Here is a 15,701-nt window from a genome sequence, read left to right as displayed (position 1 = left end):
TAAGTATTAAACTGCTATTTTTCATAGAGATATAACAATAATAAGATGGCAATTTTAGAAATTCTAACCACACCTGATCCCAGATTACGCGTAGCAGCTAAACCGGTAACCGACATCGCGTCAGTTCAAACCCTGATTGACGACATGCTCGACACCTTGTACGCAACCAGCAACGGTATTGGACTGGCAGCAACTCAGGTTGGCCGCGAAGAAGCGATTGTGATCATTGACATATCAGACGAACGCAACGATCCACTGATCCTCGTCAATCCTGAAGTAATAAGTGGCAGTAACAAAGCAATGGGGCAGGAGGGGTGCTTATCTGTACCTGATTATTTTGCCAATGTTGAACGCTACACTGAGGTTACAGTCTCAGCACTTGACCGCAATGGAGAGTCCGTTACAGTGCAAAGCGATGAGTTTCTGGCCATTGTTATGCAGCACGAAATCGATCACTTGTCGGGCAACTTGTTTATCGATTATCTGTCGCCACTCAAACGCCAAATGGCCATGAAAAAAGTAAAAAAATACGTCAAAGCGCAAAGCAAACAAAGCGCTTAAACTAAGCTATGCTCAGATATTAGCCAGCTAGGTTTAATTTAACATAATTATTGCTGGCTTATATGGACTCAGGCGACAGCATTCACCCAGTGATCCACCTGAGCTTTCGCTTGCCTGGTCGCCACTTCACTGCCAATGTGTGGCATGCTGATCCCATATGCGGTGATCACATCAATGTCTGCAATACCAATAAAGCCAAGCACCTGTTTGAGATAGGGTACCTGAAAATCCATGGCATGCATTTCTGGCATCGACATATCAGCTCCCGCACTGGCAATAATGACGGCCTGTTTACCCTCCAATAACCCCTTCGGACCCTGCTCTGAATAAGAAAAGGTCAAACCAAAACGACAGATCTGATCGATGTAATTTTTCATCAAACTCGTCACACTGAAGTTATGCATAGGAGACGCAAAGACAATAATATCAGCCTGTTTTAGTTCATCGATATAAAGCAATGATGGTTGTGCAACCGCAGTTTGCTCTGCCGTGAGTGCATCCTGATCACCATAAAAGCTATTGAGGATTTGATTATCATAAACTGGTGCAGGCGTCTGGCTCAAATCGCGTACTGTGAAAGCCAGGCTTTCATTCTTATTTTGCAATTGTGATTGCAAATAATCAGTGATCTCACTGGATACAGAAAATTCGTTTGCCGGGCTCGATTTGATAATAAGCACTTGTTTTGTCATAGTAATAACTAAGTATCTCTGAAAATTTCAGATATTATTGCGCGAAGATGGCTTACGAAAAAGTGTATCAGCCACAAATCAGTTTTGTCTTTTAGACAAAAATAAACTAGATTGTCTGAGAGAAAAGCATCTTGGATCACAATGGATAAGCTCAGAGCACTGCGCTATTTTAAGCGTGTTGTTGAATTAAATAGTTTCAGCGCTGTTGCCGAGGAGTTTTCGGTGCCCGCTTCTTCTGTATCAAGACGAATTAAAGATCTGGAAGCGTCACTGGGGATCGAACTGATCAAACGAACGACTCGCCACGTCAGTATTACAGAGTTAGGGCAGATCTACTATCAACATATTGGTGAGATCCTCAGTAAGCTAACTTACGCCGATGAACTGATCTCACAAAGCTTTGATAATCCGAGTGGTACGCTAAAAGTCAGTGCGCCTCCCGGCCTGTCGAAAGCGCTGCTGGTACCCTTGTTTCGGCGTTTTCGCCAGCAATTTCCAAATATTTTGCTAGACCTCGACTACACCAATGAATATGCACTCTTCGGGCAAGACTCTGTCGATCTGGCGATCAGGGGTGGACCGGTTGACGATACCCGTCTTATCGCCAAACCGCTTATTCGCAGTGGTTTTACACTGTGGGCGCACACCCAACTGGCTGATCGACTAAATACACAATTTGGCACCACCAACTGGTCTATCGAGCAACTCTGTCGCTGTCCGGCCATCATGTTTCGCAGTAAAACAGCCCTCGTCCCATGGTGGGCACACGAGCAAGGCGACTGGCAGCCTGTGTCTAGTCAACCAGTTCTGATCAGCAATGACAGTGCAACTTTACTGGATGCGCTTGCTCACGGCGAAGGCCTGTTGCTGGCCCCCGACTGGCTGCTCCCCGCACATCTAAAAAACCAGGTAATGCCCGTTGCACAGCACCATAAGTTGTCGCCTGGTAAGATACACACAGTTGAAATAAACCTGGTATATCAACACGCCAAGTACCAGCTACCGAATATAAAACTCAGCGTCGACTTTATATGTGACTATATGCGTACTCATGCTGCCGATATGGTAAAATTCTGATCTGAATTAACACATTGAATTATATAAACTAAATTATATGCCTCAGTGAGCACACCGGTATTTGCGGCGTCAGCTAACAGATCACTATTTTACTAACTTGGTTTCATCATGGTCTAGCTCATGAAAGTCACAGAACTGAGTAATAAACCAGCCAATTTTAGGATCGCGCTTGCGCGTCCGGTGCCAGTACAACTTTAACTGATAGTCAGGCACCGGGAGCGGTGGCGGCTGTAACTGAAGGTTCAATCTGTCACACACCTGCAAGGCATAACGCCTGGGCATAGTCAGCAACATATCACTCTCTGGTAGCAACGTTGGCGCCACCAACACATGTGGGGTTGTCACTGCGATGGTTCTGGATTTCTTAATTTTTGCCAATGCTTTATCGACTATCCCCCGACGCTCATTCCATGGCGCAATCAATATGTGCGGATATGCTATAAAGGTACTCAAATCTAATTGTTGTTTGTATGGGTGAGACTGACAACATACTGTCACGTAAGCATCTTCAAACCAGCTAAGCTGGGTCAGGCCCTCCGAGAATTCCTGCTGATGCGCAAATCCACATACCAAATCCAGGCTACCTTCTTTCAGAGCCTGCTCTGCTATACGTTCCTCCAGCTGGACAAAGCGGATATCCAGATTGTCAAACAAGCCAACCAAATGAGTCACAAAAGGTCGCAGACACCAGGCTGTGTAATCGGTCACCGCTATCGTGAGTGTATGAGGTTCATTTGCATCAAACGGACTAGCCTCTTGCAACCCTCCTTCCAGCATCTGCAAAGCCGGTAACACGGTCTTTGCCAGCCGATGTGCATGCGCGGTTGCCAGCATGCGATTATTCACCCGCACAAACAGTTCATCACCCAGGCGCTCGCGGAGCCGGGTCAGTGCGTGGCTACATGCAGACTGACTGAGATTCAGCTGCTCAGCAGAGAGCGTAACCGAGCCATTCTGATACAAAGCAGCAAACAGTTTAAGCAGATTAAGATCCAGATTAGGCAAGTGTTTCATTAATAATATACATTTAGCAGTTGCAATCTATGCACTTTATTCATTTATGAATTGAGCTTACACTGAGTAACCATCATGTCAACTTTGGAAAGAAACAGCCGATGAGTATCACGATCCGCCACGCACAAAAAGACGATGCAGCAACAATATTGCATTTTATCAATGAATTAGCCATCTATGAGAAAGAGCCAGACGCAGTACTCAATACAGTCGCGGATATTGAGCAAAAACTATTTGGCGATGATGTACGCGCTCACGCCCTGATCTGCGAACAAGAGGGCGAGGCCATCGGTTTTGCCGTGTATTTCTTTAATTATTCGACCTGGCTTGGTAAATACGGTCTGTATCTGGAAGATCTGTATGTTGCTCAAGATCAGCGCGGGCAGGGCGCAGGTAAAGCATTAATGAAGTTTCTGGCTCAACTGGCCATCGAAAAAGACTGTGGCCGTTTTGAATGGGTAGTGCTCGATTGGAACAAGCCAGCGATCGATTTCTACAACAGCATTGGCGCCAAACCGCAGGACGAATGGATCATTTATCGCCTGACAGGTGATGAACTCAGAGCGTTTGCCGAACAACCTTAACTCAAGACACAAAAATGCGCCCTGCTCTCGGTTTAACTGCATCAAATAAGTTAACAGCGCTTATTACCATCGCCATCATTCATGTAAAGGGCGCCTGCGGGCAGCAGTGTCATGAAGAAGAGTCTCTTTTTGAGTGACCTAGCCAAATGCGCAGCCAAAAAGCCATGGCGCAAAGTTAAACGTATTTGCCCTGCATTTCCTGAAGTTCACGGGGCAGTTCAACGCCTTCACGTTCAGCGATCGCAAACATGGCGCGCTGCGTGAATCCGCCATAAATGTTGCCGTCTTTGTCTGTGATCTGCCAGTCCTCAATGTCATCGAAGTGGCAGGTGTAGTTATGCGCAAGTTTACCTTGATGCGTGACCGGTGGCGTGACTAAAAAAACACTGATCTCATCACCTTTTATCCCCTCAACGTGCGCACCAAGGTGCTCAGAGACACCACAGTCACTTTCAAAGTCGAGTTTCACGAAGGCATCTTTGGGAAATTGGCGATACAGGGATTTGAATTCATCTAATGACGCTTTGGCATCTGCCACAGCCTGGAGCAGCAAAGGATCATTTGGGTCAGTCTCCAGCGCGGGGTAATCCTCAGAGCTGGAGCTATAACGGTTGTGAAGCCAAAAGGCCAACACAATAAAGACAACAACTAAACCCCAATACATAGGCTCAAACTCCTTGTGATTGCGACATCTGTTGAATTGAGCTTAGCAAACTAATTAGCCGGACAAAAGCCGGTATCAAGATTATACCGGCCTGGTTTGATATGGCTTAATTTGATTTAGGCGCGGCGCTGCTGCCAGCCAGGATCCCACCATCAATATTCAGCTCGATCCCTGTCACATAGGCAGACTCATCAGACGCCAGATAAAGCACCGCATAGGCCACATCCATAGCATTTCCCATGTGTCCAAGCGGAATATCGGCAGCAATACCGGCAATTGCCGCATCCCGAGCTTCTCCTTCACCTAACATGGCATCCCACATAGGCGTTAAAATGGCACCCGGGTGCACAGAGTTACAACGAATAGGATAGCCTTGTTGAGCACAGTACAGGGCCACTGATTTACTGTGATTACGTACAGCGGCCTTACTCGCTGCATAAGCTGCTGCGGCCGGGATCCCAACCAAACCGGAACGCGAGGAGATATTGACGATACTGGCAGCCTGAGAAGCCTTCATAAGCCGGATCCCATATTTACAGCCAAGCGCAACGCCATCACTGTTGGTGCGTTGCACAGTATGCCAACTCGCTAAATCTAAGTGCTCAGGGTCATGAGGGCCCGCAGTTTCCAGAAACCCTGTTATACCGGCATTGTTAACCAAAATATCCAGTCGACCGAACCGGGCTCGCACAAAACCTTCAGCTGCTTGCCAATGTGACTCCTCAGACACATCGAGCAGATGGAAATGCGCACGCTCACCGAGTGTGTCACATAGTTTTTGTGCCTCTTCAGCATTTTTATCTGTGATGATCACCGTGGCTCCTTGCTTAATAAAGCATGTGGCAACCGCAGCACCAATGCCACGTGCAGCACCTGTGATCAGGGCAATTTTATTATTTAGTCTGGGCATAATATTCTCCATTTATAGCAATCTGTTAAATTGCAGCAAAGTGGTAGCTATAAACAGAATAACCAAAACGCAGTCAGAGCCAGGCTGGCAAAAAAAGCCGCAACGATACCATGCAGAGTAGGAAAATACGTAAGCTTGAATTGATATCAAAGCATCAAAACTGGCGTGTGGCCACTCTGCTATACCACCACAAATGTACGTCCTGATAGAACGTTCAGTCATAGGGTGTATTCAGCACTACATAAATGCTGATTCAAAGGGTTAGCAGTTGTGATAAACCACTGGCAGTCTTGCTTACTTCAATTTCTGTGATCTCGTAATTCGCCAGTCCGGCGAGATAAAAAGGGTCGTTGTGTAGAATTGCTTCTAACTCGGTTTGGTTTTTTGCGGTAGCGAAAATCATTCCCCCTGTTCTGGGAACCTTTCTGCCAGACGCTAAAAAAACACCTTGCTGATAATATTGCTGCAAAAACTGAACGTGGGCAGGTAAATGCGCATCAACTTCTTCTAGTTCAACGGTGTACGTGATATTTACGACAAACACTCTCCACCGCTCCTTGCGCATTCATATTATCAATGCAGTTGTTTTAAAAACCACCACAAGTGTATAAGTCCTCAATCGTTTTGTAAACCAGCGCTGTATTAAGTAATCATTACATGCGTTAGTGTACACGTTACCGCACACGTTTGACTTTAGGCGCCATATTGACCAAAAAGCTGTCTTTATTGACCAAAAAGCCACATATACTGCTTATAACAATAAAGATGCCATACATAGATCCTATATATACCCAGTCATTATTCTCAGCTAATAACATCACACATGTGCCATCATTTACAAAGAAAACATTTAACACAGAAAGTACAAATACGCTGCGATAATAAAAGAGGTTTCCGGTATGACTTGCAAAAGAAGAGAGGATCAGTGCGAATAAACCGAGGTAGAATCCGATAACAGACAGAGCACCCGTTTGATAGCTTGGATATAACGCCAGCAGGGAAAGAACGATAGCTGACCAACCGGAAATTCGATATAACATGTTCAAATCCTTTGAATGTAATTTGTTAAAATTTGTAATTCTAACTCACCCCAAATTATGAGCGATACAGTACCAAATAGCAACCCATATGAGTTAATTCATTTTCCAATTATTTACATAATGCTGTCTCAGGGCATATAAACGCTGGGTTTCGACTGTTTAAAAAGACAACAACACCTCCCGAACTCGGGTTCTTAATGCGGGTAACACCTCAGCTTCAAACCAGGGGCGTTTTCGGACCCATAATTGGTTACGTGGACTGGGATGCGGCAGTGCAATTTGCCCGGGCAAAGCTGTGCGCCATTCAGTCACAGCCTGAGACACACTAACAAACTCAGCGATATGATAGCTTTGTGCATATTGACCAATTAAAATAGTTAACTCAATGTTATTAAACACCTCAAGCAAAGGGGCCCGCCATGTCTGGGCACAGATTTTGGGGGGAGGTAAATCGCCTGATTTGCCCTTACCGGGATAACAAAACGCCATAGGTACAATCGCGAATAAGGCCGGATCATAAAACTGAGCCTCAGTGACCCCTAACCATTCTCTGAGCCGTTTACCACTGGCATCGTTAAATGGTTTTCCCGTTCTTTGTACACTCAAACTAGGAGCCTGACCAGCGATCAGAATTTTCGCCGCAGGCAATCCCTGGATCACCGGCTTCGGTTCAAAAGGCAACTGTCCCCGACACAAAGTGCATTGCCGGACACGCTCAATGATATCCATGTTTAAATTCTCCTCACAACGCGATAACCCCTAATAAGTATATCAGTCTTAGCCCAATAAAAGGGTGCAGGCGCGTGCTCACTAATTACCCAGGGTTTAACTCAACAGGAATTTGATATTCCTTTTGGCATTAATATTTGTACATTTAACGCATTTGCTAATGATAATTACTGTTATTTATAGCGCGATTCAGTGATAATTCGCCTCCCTATTTTTGATCAAAGAACAAGTATGTCGCTATCGCCTTACTTTGCTTACTTTACAGCCTATCGCATAAATGTTGTTACCCGGTTTGCACTCGCTATTTTCGGGGGGTATGCATGCACCGCGCTTTCTATCAGCCTAATGAGTTTGTTGCTGCCTGTCTCCAAAGTTGATGCCGTGTTATTCAGCGTGTGTCTGAGTGTAGTCATTCACTGCCTTATTTTTATCGCTGTATTCGCAACAAAATCGCTTCGCTTCCTCTGTGGTGGTTTACTGCTGCTCGCAACAGTGCAATGGCTGCTGATCCTGATATTAAGAGGATAATAATGAAAGACAGTTTTTTTCGTTCTATGACCTGGCTCCATACCTGGGTCGGATTACTTTTTTGCTGGCTGTTGTGGCTGGTGTTTTTTGCGGGTACGCTAAGCTTTTTCCGCCAGGAAATTACCCTGTGGAGCAAACCTGAGCTACACCCCCACAGCATTGAAGTTCAGAGTTCACAACAAGCGCTACTGGACTACGGCTTTGAACGCCTGAACTCAGAAGCGCCTGACGCAGCACGATGGTGGATCAGCTTGCCGTCTGAGCGCAACTCGCTACTGCGCGTCTCGCACCTGCCCTATGCTGAGCCGGGCGAAAAAGCCAGTTGGGTCAGCCATAACCTGGCGGCCGATAGCAAAATTCCCGTGACTCCGAGGGAGTCAAAAGGCGGGAGCTTCTTTTATCGTCTGCATTTTGACTTACATTATATGGACCGTACCACCGCGCGCTGGATAGTGTGTCTGGCCAGCCTGTTTATGTTGGTTGCTCTGGTCTCAGGCATTGTGATCCACAAACGTATTTTCAAGGATATGTTCCAATTCAGAGCGGGCAAGGGCAGTCGCAGTTGGCTCGATGGACATAACCTGAGCTCAGTACTGGCTTTGCCATTTCATCTGATGATCACCTACACAGGGCTGATCACACTTATTTTTACGCTTTTCCCGTATCCGGCGCAAACTGTGTATGACGATGGGGTTAAAGAGTTCAGAAAAGAATTTTACCCGGAACGACAGCGCCCTCAGCTGAGCAACCAGACACTGACCGATCCGGCTTTTTCACAGTCGTTAGATCACTTTTTTACTAACTGGCCAGAGCAACCTATTTCTCGCATCATCATAGATCACCCTCAGGATGCAGCGGCAGTAATGAAAATTTACGGTGCGAACCGCAGTGAAATAAAAGACGAGCAAGCAGTCTGGTTATATTCAGGCAAAACGGGTGAACTCCTGAACACTGTGCACCTTGAAAACAGTACTGCGGCTCAATTATATGGCGGTATGATTGCCATGCATACCGGACGTCTGGCATCTCCCGGCTTGCGTTGGTTGTACTTTCTTTGTGGCCTGGCAGGCTGCGCTATGATTGCCAGTGGCTGTGTTATGTGGGCCAAACGGATCCGAGAGCGACAAAAACCCACTCAGCCAGCCAGTTTTGGTCTCAAGTTGGTCGAGTCGCTCAACCTGGCAGCCATCATGGGCCTGCCACTGGCTACAGCGGCATTCTTCTACGCCAATCGGCTCCTGCCTGTCGGTAACAATGGTCGTGCCGATCAGGAAGTACTGGCATTTTTCCTGATCTGGGCTGCTGCAACGCTGTTTGCCGCTAAGTGGCGAAATACTCAAGGCTGGCATACTCTGGCACTTGCCAATACCTTTGCCTGGCTCATGCTGCCCTTGTGCAATGCTCTTACAACACACGGCAATTTAATCAGTTACATAAGCAATGGTCAGTGGTCATTGGCTATGTTCGATATACTGGCTCTGTTAGCCGCAGGCGTATTTTTCTGGCAGAGTAAAAAGATTCAATCAGCTCAGCCACTGCGCGCCCGCAAGGAGCGTGCTGCATGATGTATCTGATAGCGACCTTGTTATGTCTCTCAAGCTTCACGGCCTTTGCGCTGGCTAAGACACCGCACTACAAAGCGGTGTTTGGGGCAAGGCCCGACCAGATCCAGAGTAAAAGATATCTACTTTCAGCCTGGATCATGCTTTTACTAACTCTGGTTATCGATATCAGCCAGGCCGTTGGATACGGCAGCCTGATGTTCTGCGGCCAGATGGCCCTCGCCGTTTTACTGATGGCGGTCATGCTGTCCTTCCGACCAGGCTGGATAAGATCACTATTTTACCTACTCCCTGCAGCCACACTCATTATGGCTGTGCTTGCCACGTTATAAAAACCAGGGGCTGAACCTAGTTCAGCCCCTACTCATGCTATAAATCAAACAGATAGATACAACAACTCAGTCAATTTTCCAGCCCGTTGGAGCAAAAAATTACCAACTTGCTCAAAAATCCCTCCTGAGCTGCTCTCATCCACTTTGATACACCCGGATCTTAGTAAAAAACCCGCTCTGAGTGACGCTATGCATGTCGAACGTTAGTAAAATGATGATCTCTGACTCAAAATGACGCTTCTTAGTTGGTAAAAATACGATCCAGGAACAAAAGCAGTTAGTAAATTACTGATCTCAGTGCTGATCGCTTTACCAGGTAGTTAGTAAAAATATGATCTATAGTCACCAAAAACCTGATTTATTCGCCATCTGCCCACCTAAAAATAGTCACTGCAGGAAACAATACTGATCCGTTGACCAAAAACCTGCCAAATGCTTTTAGAGTTAGTAAATTCGTGATCTGAACCGGATTAGGTTAGTAATACTTTGATCTGGATGACGATAATGTTAGTTAATACGTGATCCAGCAGAATGCATCAGTTAGTAAAATAACGATCTGTCGACTCATTGGGCTTACCGATGCCTGTCATACTGGCTGAGTTGGTAAAAACCCGATCTCACTGTATAGATCCAATCCACAGGAGTGTCCGTTTAATAAAGACAACAAATTAAAATAGTCAGCGCAGGGGAAAGCACATGATCATATTGATTGTAGGCGGTTCAGGCGGTATCGGACAGGCACTGGTTAATCGCTATGCCAGTGAGCAACCCGAAGCCCACATATACGCGACCTACCAAACCTCCAGACCCGAAATATCACCGCAAAACGTCCAATGGCTCCACCTCGATGCGAGCCAGGAAGAAAGCGTCAGGGCTTTGGCTGCGCAACTGTCTAAGGTCGATGTACTCATTAATGCCACCGGACTGCTGCACACTCCTGATAAGCTCCCAGAGAAGTCTATTCAGGAATTTGACCCTGACTTTTTTAACGACAACCTCAAAGCCAATACGCTCCCAACACTGTTATTGGCTAAGCACTTTGCAAAGGCACTGAAAGCAAAACACCCGACTTACTTTGTTTCTCTGTCAGCCCGCATAGGTAGTATCTCAGATAATCAGCTGGGTGGATGGATCAGTTACCGCAGTGCCAAAGCGGCGCTGAACATGGCGATCAAAACCGTCAGTATTGAATGGCGTTATAAACTACCTAACTGCTGTGTCCTGGCTTTTCATCCAGGTACAACCGACACCGCCTTATCCATGCCTTTTCAGAAAAATGTGCCACCCGGCAAGCTTTTTTCTGCCGATTTTGTAGCACAGAGCCTGACTGATCTGATACAGAGCAAACAGGCATCAGACACCGGGGGATTTTATAGCTATGATGGATCTGCAATTACCTGGTAATAGATCACTCAGGTCTAAGCGGGCCGTGCATCTGCACGTGTCCGTTAAGCCCGTTATGCACAGCGATATAACGAACAGAGGGCCCAATCTTATACAAAAAATAACGCATGCCGTCAGTCGCCAATGCATTACCTACAACACACACTTGTTCATGCTTCACTTTATACATTCTGTTTGTTTTTGTTTCTTCAAATGTAGGGCTACTGACCTGCTCATGGACAAACCGTTTATCAGCATCGGAGCAGTCTGCCATACCTGCCAAACCCGCAAAGGAGGCCAGTAAGCCCATAAATAGCAAAAATCTCATGTTTAATCGCAAATCACATGCTTGTTGGTTAAAAGACCCATAGAATTAAATGAAAACTATTATCATTAGAGGCTTATATGCATATTTCCGCACGCGTTATCGCAAGCGTTATACTGCTCACCACCGTGTTGTTATACAGCCACACGGGCGCAGCGCAAACCACACAAGTTGAGGTTTACACACCCAGTGCAACAAAGCAACCTAGGGTGATGACCCTCAGCGGCTCTGTAGAAGCCAGACACCATGCACAACTGGCCAGCCAGGAATCTGGGTTGGTGCAAACTTTACTCGTTGACGTGGGTGACAACGTCACTCAGGGCGAACCACTGTTGAAACTGGATGCCACACTGGCCGAACTGAACCTGGCGCAGGCCAGAGCAGGAGCACAAGCGGCAAAAATTTCGGTTCAGGAAGCACAGCGACTACTCGATGAAGTGGAAGCCCTTTCTAAAAAACAAAGTGTTGCACAAACGCTGATTGGCGAGCGTACCGCTGCTCTGGCCAATGCCAAAGCGGAAGAAATAAAACAGCAAGCCCTGGTGGCTCTGGCCCAGGAAAGACTCAATCGTCACACCCTGTATGCCCCCTTTACAGGCGTGATTGGACAACGCTCCGTGGACATGGGAGAGTGGGTCACACCGGGTAATCAACTCTTTACTCTGGTCGCAGAATCGGACTTACGTATAGTAGTTAATGTGCCACAGGAGTACTTCCCACTGTTGCGCTCAACACCTAATCTTCCGGTTATGGTCACGCCCGATATCAACGCAGCTAAACCCATCAAGGCACAGATCAGCCGCATCGTTGCTGTTACAAATCCGTCCAGCAGAACCTTTACAGCACATATAGATTTGACCGATACCATGGCGGTCCATGCTCAATTTACCCCGGGTATGTCCGCCCAGGCGGATCTGTTGCTGAACGCACAAGACGGTGCGGTATGGATCCCTAAAAAGGCGGTAAAGCAGCATCCGGATGGCGGCAGCAGCGTGTTTATTGCCGATAACAATACGGCGAAACGTAAAATGGTTACCATCACAGCAACACGACCAAACTATGTTGCCGTGACTGGCCTGACAGGCAGTGAGTCAGTGATCACCACAGGCATTGAGCTGTTAAAAGAAGGCACACAACTTCAGATAAGCGCCAGGGCAGGTAACCTACAATGATAGAATCAGCGGTAAAACGCGGCACTTTGGTGGCCGTGGTGGTGCTGATCACTACCATTTTGGGCCTGGTTTCAGCGCTCAACATCCCCGTGCAGATGATCCCGGACCTGGAAGTCAGAACGATTACCGTACAAACGGGCTGGCCTGGTGCAACACCACAAGATGTGGAAAAAGAGATCCTGATAGAGCAGGAGCGTTATCTGCGCAGTTTACCAAATCTGCAACGTATGATCTCGTTTGCCGAAATGGGCGAAGCGACTATAGAGCTGGAATTCCCTTTTGGTGTTGAGGTCAATGACGCCCTTATTCGGGTAAACAATGCGCTCAGCCAGGTGCCCGCCTATCCGGAAAACGTCGACCAGCCAAGACTATTTTCCAGCTCCTTTTCCAGCAATGCCTTTATGTTTTTCCTGCTCAAACCACAGCCAGGGAACCCACTACAGCTAGACATGGACTTGCTGCGAGATTACGCTGAGGATTATATTCGGCCACGCATGGAAAGTGTCACAGGCGTCTCCGAGGTGCGTATTGGTGGCGGTGCACAACGACAGATCCAGATTAAGGTTGATGCTGCACGTCTGGCTCAGCGTGGTATAAGCCTGAGCGATGTCAGAACCGTGATCCGCGACCGTAACCGGGATACTTCAGGTGGTGACATAGAAAGTGGTGAAAGCCGTTATCTGCTGCGCGTCATTGGCCGCTTTGAGCAGCTGAGTGAACTGGAAAACCTAATCATAAAACGCGACGGCAACGCCAATGTATTGCTTAAAGATGTTGCCAATGTAACGCTCGATCACTTCGAAACCCGCGGTGTGTCTTATTCCAATGGCGAGCGTACTTTGCGCCTGTCGGTGCGTCGTGAGAGTGGCTCAAATGTACTCGACATCAAAGAACAAATGCTCCCGGTCGTTGCAGAGATTAACCAACAATTACTGGCACAAAATGGCCTCGAACTGACCTTGCTTAGTGACGATGTGCGCTATGTGAAAAGCTCACTTGAAAACGTTTGGACCAACCTGGCGCTGGGTGCATTACTGGCTACTTTGGTCATGTACTTCTTCTTGCGATCAGGACGGGCAACCCTGGTTGGTGTTATGGGGATCCCATTATGTACCATCGCTGCATTTTTTGCCCTGATGAGCTTTGGCCGTACCATCAATGTGATCTCTCTGGCCGGTGTTGCCTTTGCCATCGGGATGACAGTAGACAACACCATCGTGGTGTTAGAATCTATCGTTCAGGCCAAACGCGAGGGGATCAGCCGACGCTTAGCCGCGATTAATGGCGTAAAAGAAGTCTGGCCTGCGGTATTGGCATCAACTGCCACCACAGTGCTGGTATTCGCGCCTATTTTATTTGTGCAACAAGAAGCCGGACAACTCTACTCAGACATTGCGATTGCCATTTCAGGTGCCATCATTGCCTCTATGCTTGTCGCCATTTTTGTGGTGCCCGTCGCACTAGCAAATTTTGGCAAAAAGCAGGACCTGGAAGAAAAGCGTCAGGTTGAACTGGGCAGCTACTGGCTCAAGCTGTCGCAACTGTTTACCCGCACCACCACCCAGGCACGCATTGCCAGTGCCGCTTTCATTATCGTGATCATGGGCCTGGCGACCACGCTGATGCCGGCAGCAGAATATCTGCCAGAAGGGGAGGAGCCCAAAGCCTTTTCTATGATGATTGCGCCGCCCAACTATAATCTGACTGAGATGGAAAAAATTGGTACTGAACTGCGCGCCTATTTTGATGATTATGTGCAGGCAGATAGCAGTGATTTTCTGGCAGGTAATACAGAAATGCCACCGCTTGAATACTACGCCATGTCAGTATCGGTTGGACGGATCTGGTTCTTAAGTGCACCGGTAGAGCCGGAACACATTAATCAGATGATGAGTGCCATCACAGACAAGTTCAGAAGCTACGAGGGCATGCGCGCTTTCTCGGCCAGAGGGTCTATCATTTCCAGCAATGACGGTGGTACACGAGCCGTGGCAGTGGATATTGCCGGTGCAAATATCACGGATCTATACAGCGCCGCAGAAGCGGTATATGCAGAAGCAGACAAGCTGTTCGATAAGCCACAAATTAACTCAGACCCAAGATCGCTGACGCTCGACCAACCACTGATAGAGATCCAGCCCCGCTGGGCACGTCTGGCAGAACTGGAGCTCGATAACCGCGACTTTGGTTATGCGGTGGCCGCGATGAGTGATGGTGCGTATGTTGATGAGTTCATCCTCAACGATGATAAGGTCGACATGTTCCTGTTCAGTGGCGCAGGCAATCGCCAGACCATAGAGCAACTGTCAACAACCCCGATCATCACACCTAACGGACAAGTACTGCCGCTTAACGCGCTGGCCGATCTGGTAGAAAGTAAAAACAGTAATTCGGTGCGCCGCGTTGATGGCAACCGAACCGTCACTGTTTACATCATTCCACCGAGAGACGTCGCACTGGAAACCGCCGAGCAGATAGTACGTCAACAACTATTGCCTAACCTCTGGCAGCAGGGCAAGATTGCTCAGGGTATTAAGGTTAATATCAGTGGCGCAGCGGACCAGCTGGAAGCAACCAAGTCATCACTCTCTGGTAACTTTGTCATTGCGCTGGTGCTGAGCTACCTGCTGCTCGTGGCTATTTTCACACATTGGCGCTATCCGCTGTTTATTCTGGCCACTGTGCCTCTGGGTATGGCCGGGGGATTGTTAGGGTTAGTGACAGTCAATGGCATTAACAGCACCTTGTCAGCAATGGGGCTAAGTGCCTTCCACCAGCCATTTGACATGATCACTATGTTGGGCTTTTTGATCTTGCTGGGCACTGTGGTGAACAACCCAATCCTGATTGTTGATCAGACTCGACGCTACGTCTTGGAGCAGGGGCTGAAGGTCAAAGAAGCGGTTCAGCAGGCTGTTGCAAAACGTCTGAGGCCAATACTGATGTCAACCACCACCACCATCTTTGGTCTTGCGCCTCTGGTGCTTATACCGGGTGAGGGTACCGAGCTGTATCGTGGCGTAGGGATTATCGTACTCAGTGGTATTTTGGTTTCAACGCTGCTCAGCCTGACCTTTTTGCCGGCACTCCTGGTGGCGGTGATTAAGGATGAAAAGCCAGCCTAAAAA

17 protein-coding genes are annotated in these 15,701 nt (G+C 47.6%); 9 read left to right on the top strand and 8 right to left on the bottom strand.

All coding sequences use genetic code 11. From position 1 onward, the window contains the following. The first annotated feature begins 45 nt into the window (after positions 1 to 45). Positions 46 to 561 (top strand): peptide deformylase, encoded by a 516-nt coding sequence (gene def / locus MHN31_RS07050; protein ID WP_239443878.1) that lies wholly within the window; start codon positions 46 to 48, stop codon positions 559 to 561. A 68-nt stretch (positions 562 to 629) separates the two neighbouring features. Here def and MHN31_RS07045 read toward each other — a convergent pair whose 3' ends face one another. Then, positions 630 to 1,253, bottom strand: coding sequence for an NAD(P)H-dependent oxidoreductase (locus MHN31_RS07045; RefSeq protein WP_239443877.1), 624 nt, complete (start codon positions 1,251 to 1,253; stop codon positions 630 to 632). Positions 1,254 to 1,394: 141 nt separating this feature from the next. Between MHN31_RS07045 and MHN31_RS07040 the strand changes: the two genes are divergently transcribed. Beyond that, entirely contained in the window at positions 1,395 to 2,330 is a 936-nt protein-coding gene (locus MHN31_RS07040) for a LysR family transcriptional regulator (protein ID WP_239443876.1), read from the top strand. Positions 2,331 to 2,414: 84 nt separating this feature from the next. Here the strand turns inward: MHN31_RS07040 and MHN31_RS07035 are convergent, their stop codons facing one another. Beyond that, positions 2,415 to 3,344, bottom strand: coding sequence for a LysR family transcriptional regulator (locus MHN31_RS07035; RefSeq protein WP_138536977.1), 930 nt, complete (start codon positions 3,342 to 3,344; stop codon positions 2,415 to 2,417). Positions 3,345 to 3,445: 101 nt separating this feature from the next. Between MHN31_RS07035 and MHN31_RS07030 the strand changes: the two genes are divergently transcribed. Next, positions 3,446 to 3,928, top strand: coding sequence for a GNAT family N-acetyltransferase (locus tag MHN31_RS07030; RefSeq protein WP_049865601.1), 483 nt, complete (start codon positions 3,446 to 3,448; stop codon positions 3,926 to 3,928). A gap of 175 nt (positions 3,929 to 4,103) precedes the next feature. Here MHN31_RS07030 and MHN31_RS07025 read toward each other — a convergent pair whose 3' ends face one another. The 5 genes from MHN31_RS07025 to MHN31_RS07005 all read right to left on the bottom strand — a co-directional run bounded on the left by MHN31_RS07025 (position 4,104) and on the right by MHN31_RS07005 (position 7,271). Beyond that, positions 4,104 to 4,592: a DUF2314 domain-containing protein gene (locus MHN31_RS07025; protein ID WP_125560325.1), complete on the bottom strand. Its 489-nt coding sequence runs from the start codon at positions 4,590 to 4,592 to the stop codon at positions 4,104 to 4,106. A 106-nt stretch (positions 4,593 to 4,698) separates the two neighbouring features. Beyond that, positions 4,699 to 5,502 (bottom strand): SDR family oxidoreductase, encoded by an 804-nt coding sequence (locus MHN31_RS07020; protein ID WP_239443875.1) that lies wholly within the window; start codon positions 5,500 to 5,502, stop codon positions 4,699 to 4,701. A 253-nt stretch (positions 5,503 to 5,755) separates the two neighbouring features. Further along, positions 5,756 to 6,046 carry a YciI family protein gene (locus tag MHN31_RS07015; protein ID WP_125560320.1) on the bottom strand — a complete coding sequence of 97 codons (291 nt, stop codon included), beginning with the start codon at positions 6,044 to 6,046 and terminating at the stop codon, positions 5,756 to 5,758. A gap of 130 nt (positions 6,047 to 6,176) precedes the next feature. After that, positions 6,177 to 6,542: a hypothetical protein gene (locus MHN31_RS07010; protein ID WP_125560318.1), complete on the bottom strand. Its 366-nt coding sequence runs from the start codon at positions 6,540 to 6,542 to the stop codon at positions 6,177 to 6,179. A gap of 159 nt (positions 6,543 to 6,701) precedes the next feature. Next, on the bottom strand, positions 6,702 to 7,271 hold the full coding sequence (locus MHN31_RS07005; RefSeq protein WP_125560316.1) for a uracil-DNA glycosylase family protein: 570 nt from the start codon (positions 7,269 to 7,271) through the stop codon (positions 6,702 to 6,704). A 231-nt stretch (positions 7,272 to 7,502) separates the two neighbouring features. On the opposite strand from MHN31_RS07005, the gene MHN31_RS07000 reads away from it, so the two are divergent. The 4 genes from MHN31_RS07000 (at position 7,503) to MHN31_RS06985 (ending at position 11,097) form a co-directional block, all read left to right on the top strand. Beyond that, entirely contained in the window at positions 7,503 to 7,799 is a 297-nt protein-coding gene (locus tag MHN31_RS07000) for a hypothetical protein (protein WP_125560314.1), read from the top strand. Positions 7,800 to 7,801: 2 nt separating this feature from the next. Then, positions 7,802 to 9,364, top strand: coding sequence for a PepSY-associated TM helix domain-containing protein (locus MHN31_RS06995; protein WP_239443874.1), 1,563 nt, complete (start codon positions 7,802 to 7,804; stop codon positions 9,362 to 9,364). Then, positions 9,361 to 9,693 (top strand): DUF3325 domain-containing protein, encoded by a 333-nt coding sequence (locus MHN31_RS06990; RefSeq protein ID WP_239443873.1) that lies wholly within the window; start codon positions 9,361 to 9,363, stop codon positions 9,691 to 9,693. The genes MHN31_RS06995 and MHN31_RS06990 overlap by 4 nt, the downstream gene beginning before the upstream one ends. 696 nt (positions 9,694 to 10,389) lie before the next feature. After that, positions 10,390 to 11,097 (top strand): SDR family NAD(P)-dependent oxidoreductase, encoded by a 708-nt coding sequence (locus tag MHN31_RS06985; protein WP_239443872.1) that lies wholly within the window; start codon positions 10,390 to 10,392, stop codon positions 11,095 to 11,097. A gap of 4 nt (positions 11,098 to 11,101) precedes the next feature. On the opposite strand, the gene MHN31_RS06980 is transcribed toward MHN31_RS06985, so the two are convergent. Next, complete coding sequence (locus MHN31_RS06980; RefSeq protein ID WP_239443871.1) at positions 11,102 to 11,404, bottom strand: hypothetical protein; 303 nt, start codon at positions 11,402 to 11,404, stop codon at positions 11,102 to 11,104. Between the two features lie 77 nt (positions 11,405 to 11,481). On the opposite strand from MHN31_RS06980, the gene MHN31_RS06975 reads away from it, so the two are divergent. Both MHN31_RS06975 and MHN31_RS06970 read left to right on the top strand, forming a co-directional pair. Beyond that, positions 11,482 to 12,573: an efflux RND transporter periplasmic adaptor subunit gene (locus tag MHN31_RS06975; RefSeq protein ID WP_239443870.1), complete on the top strand. Its 1,092-nt coding sequence runs from the start codon at positions 11,482 to 11,484 to the stop codon at positions 12,571 to 12,573. Beyond that, positions 12,570 to 15,698: an efflux RND transporter permease subunit gene (locus tag MHN31_RS06970; protein WP_138536968.1), complete on the top strand. Its 3,129-nt coding sequence runs from the start codon at positions 12,570 to 12,572 to the stop codon at positions 15,696 to 15,698. The genes MHN31_RS06975 and MHN31_RS06970 overlap by 4 nt, the downstream gene beginning before the upstream one ends. Positions 15,699 to 15,701 lie beyond the last annotated feature (3 nt).

Source organism: Pseudoalteromonas sp. McH1-42 (assembly GCF_022347845.1).
In the GTDB taxonomy this organism is placed as follows: domain Bacteria; phylum Pseudomonadota; class Gammaproteobacteria; order Enterobacterales; family Alteromonadaceae; genus Pseudoalteromonas; species Pseudoalteromonas rubra_D.
The sequence above is the reverse complement of the archived record's forward strand: the minus strand, read 5'-3'. Positions and strand labels throughout refer to the sequence as shown.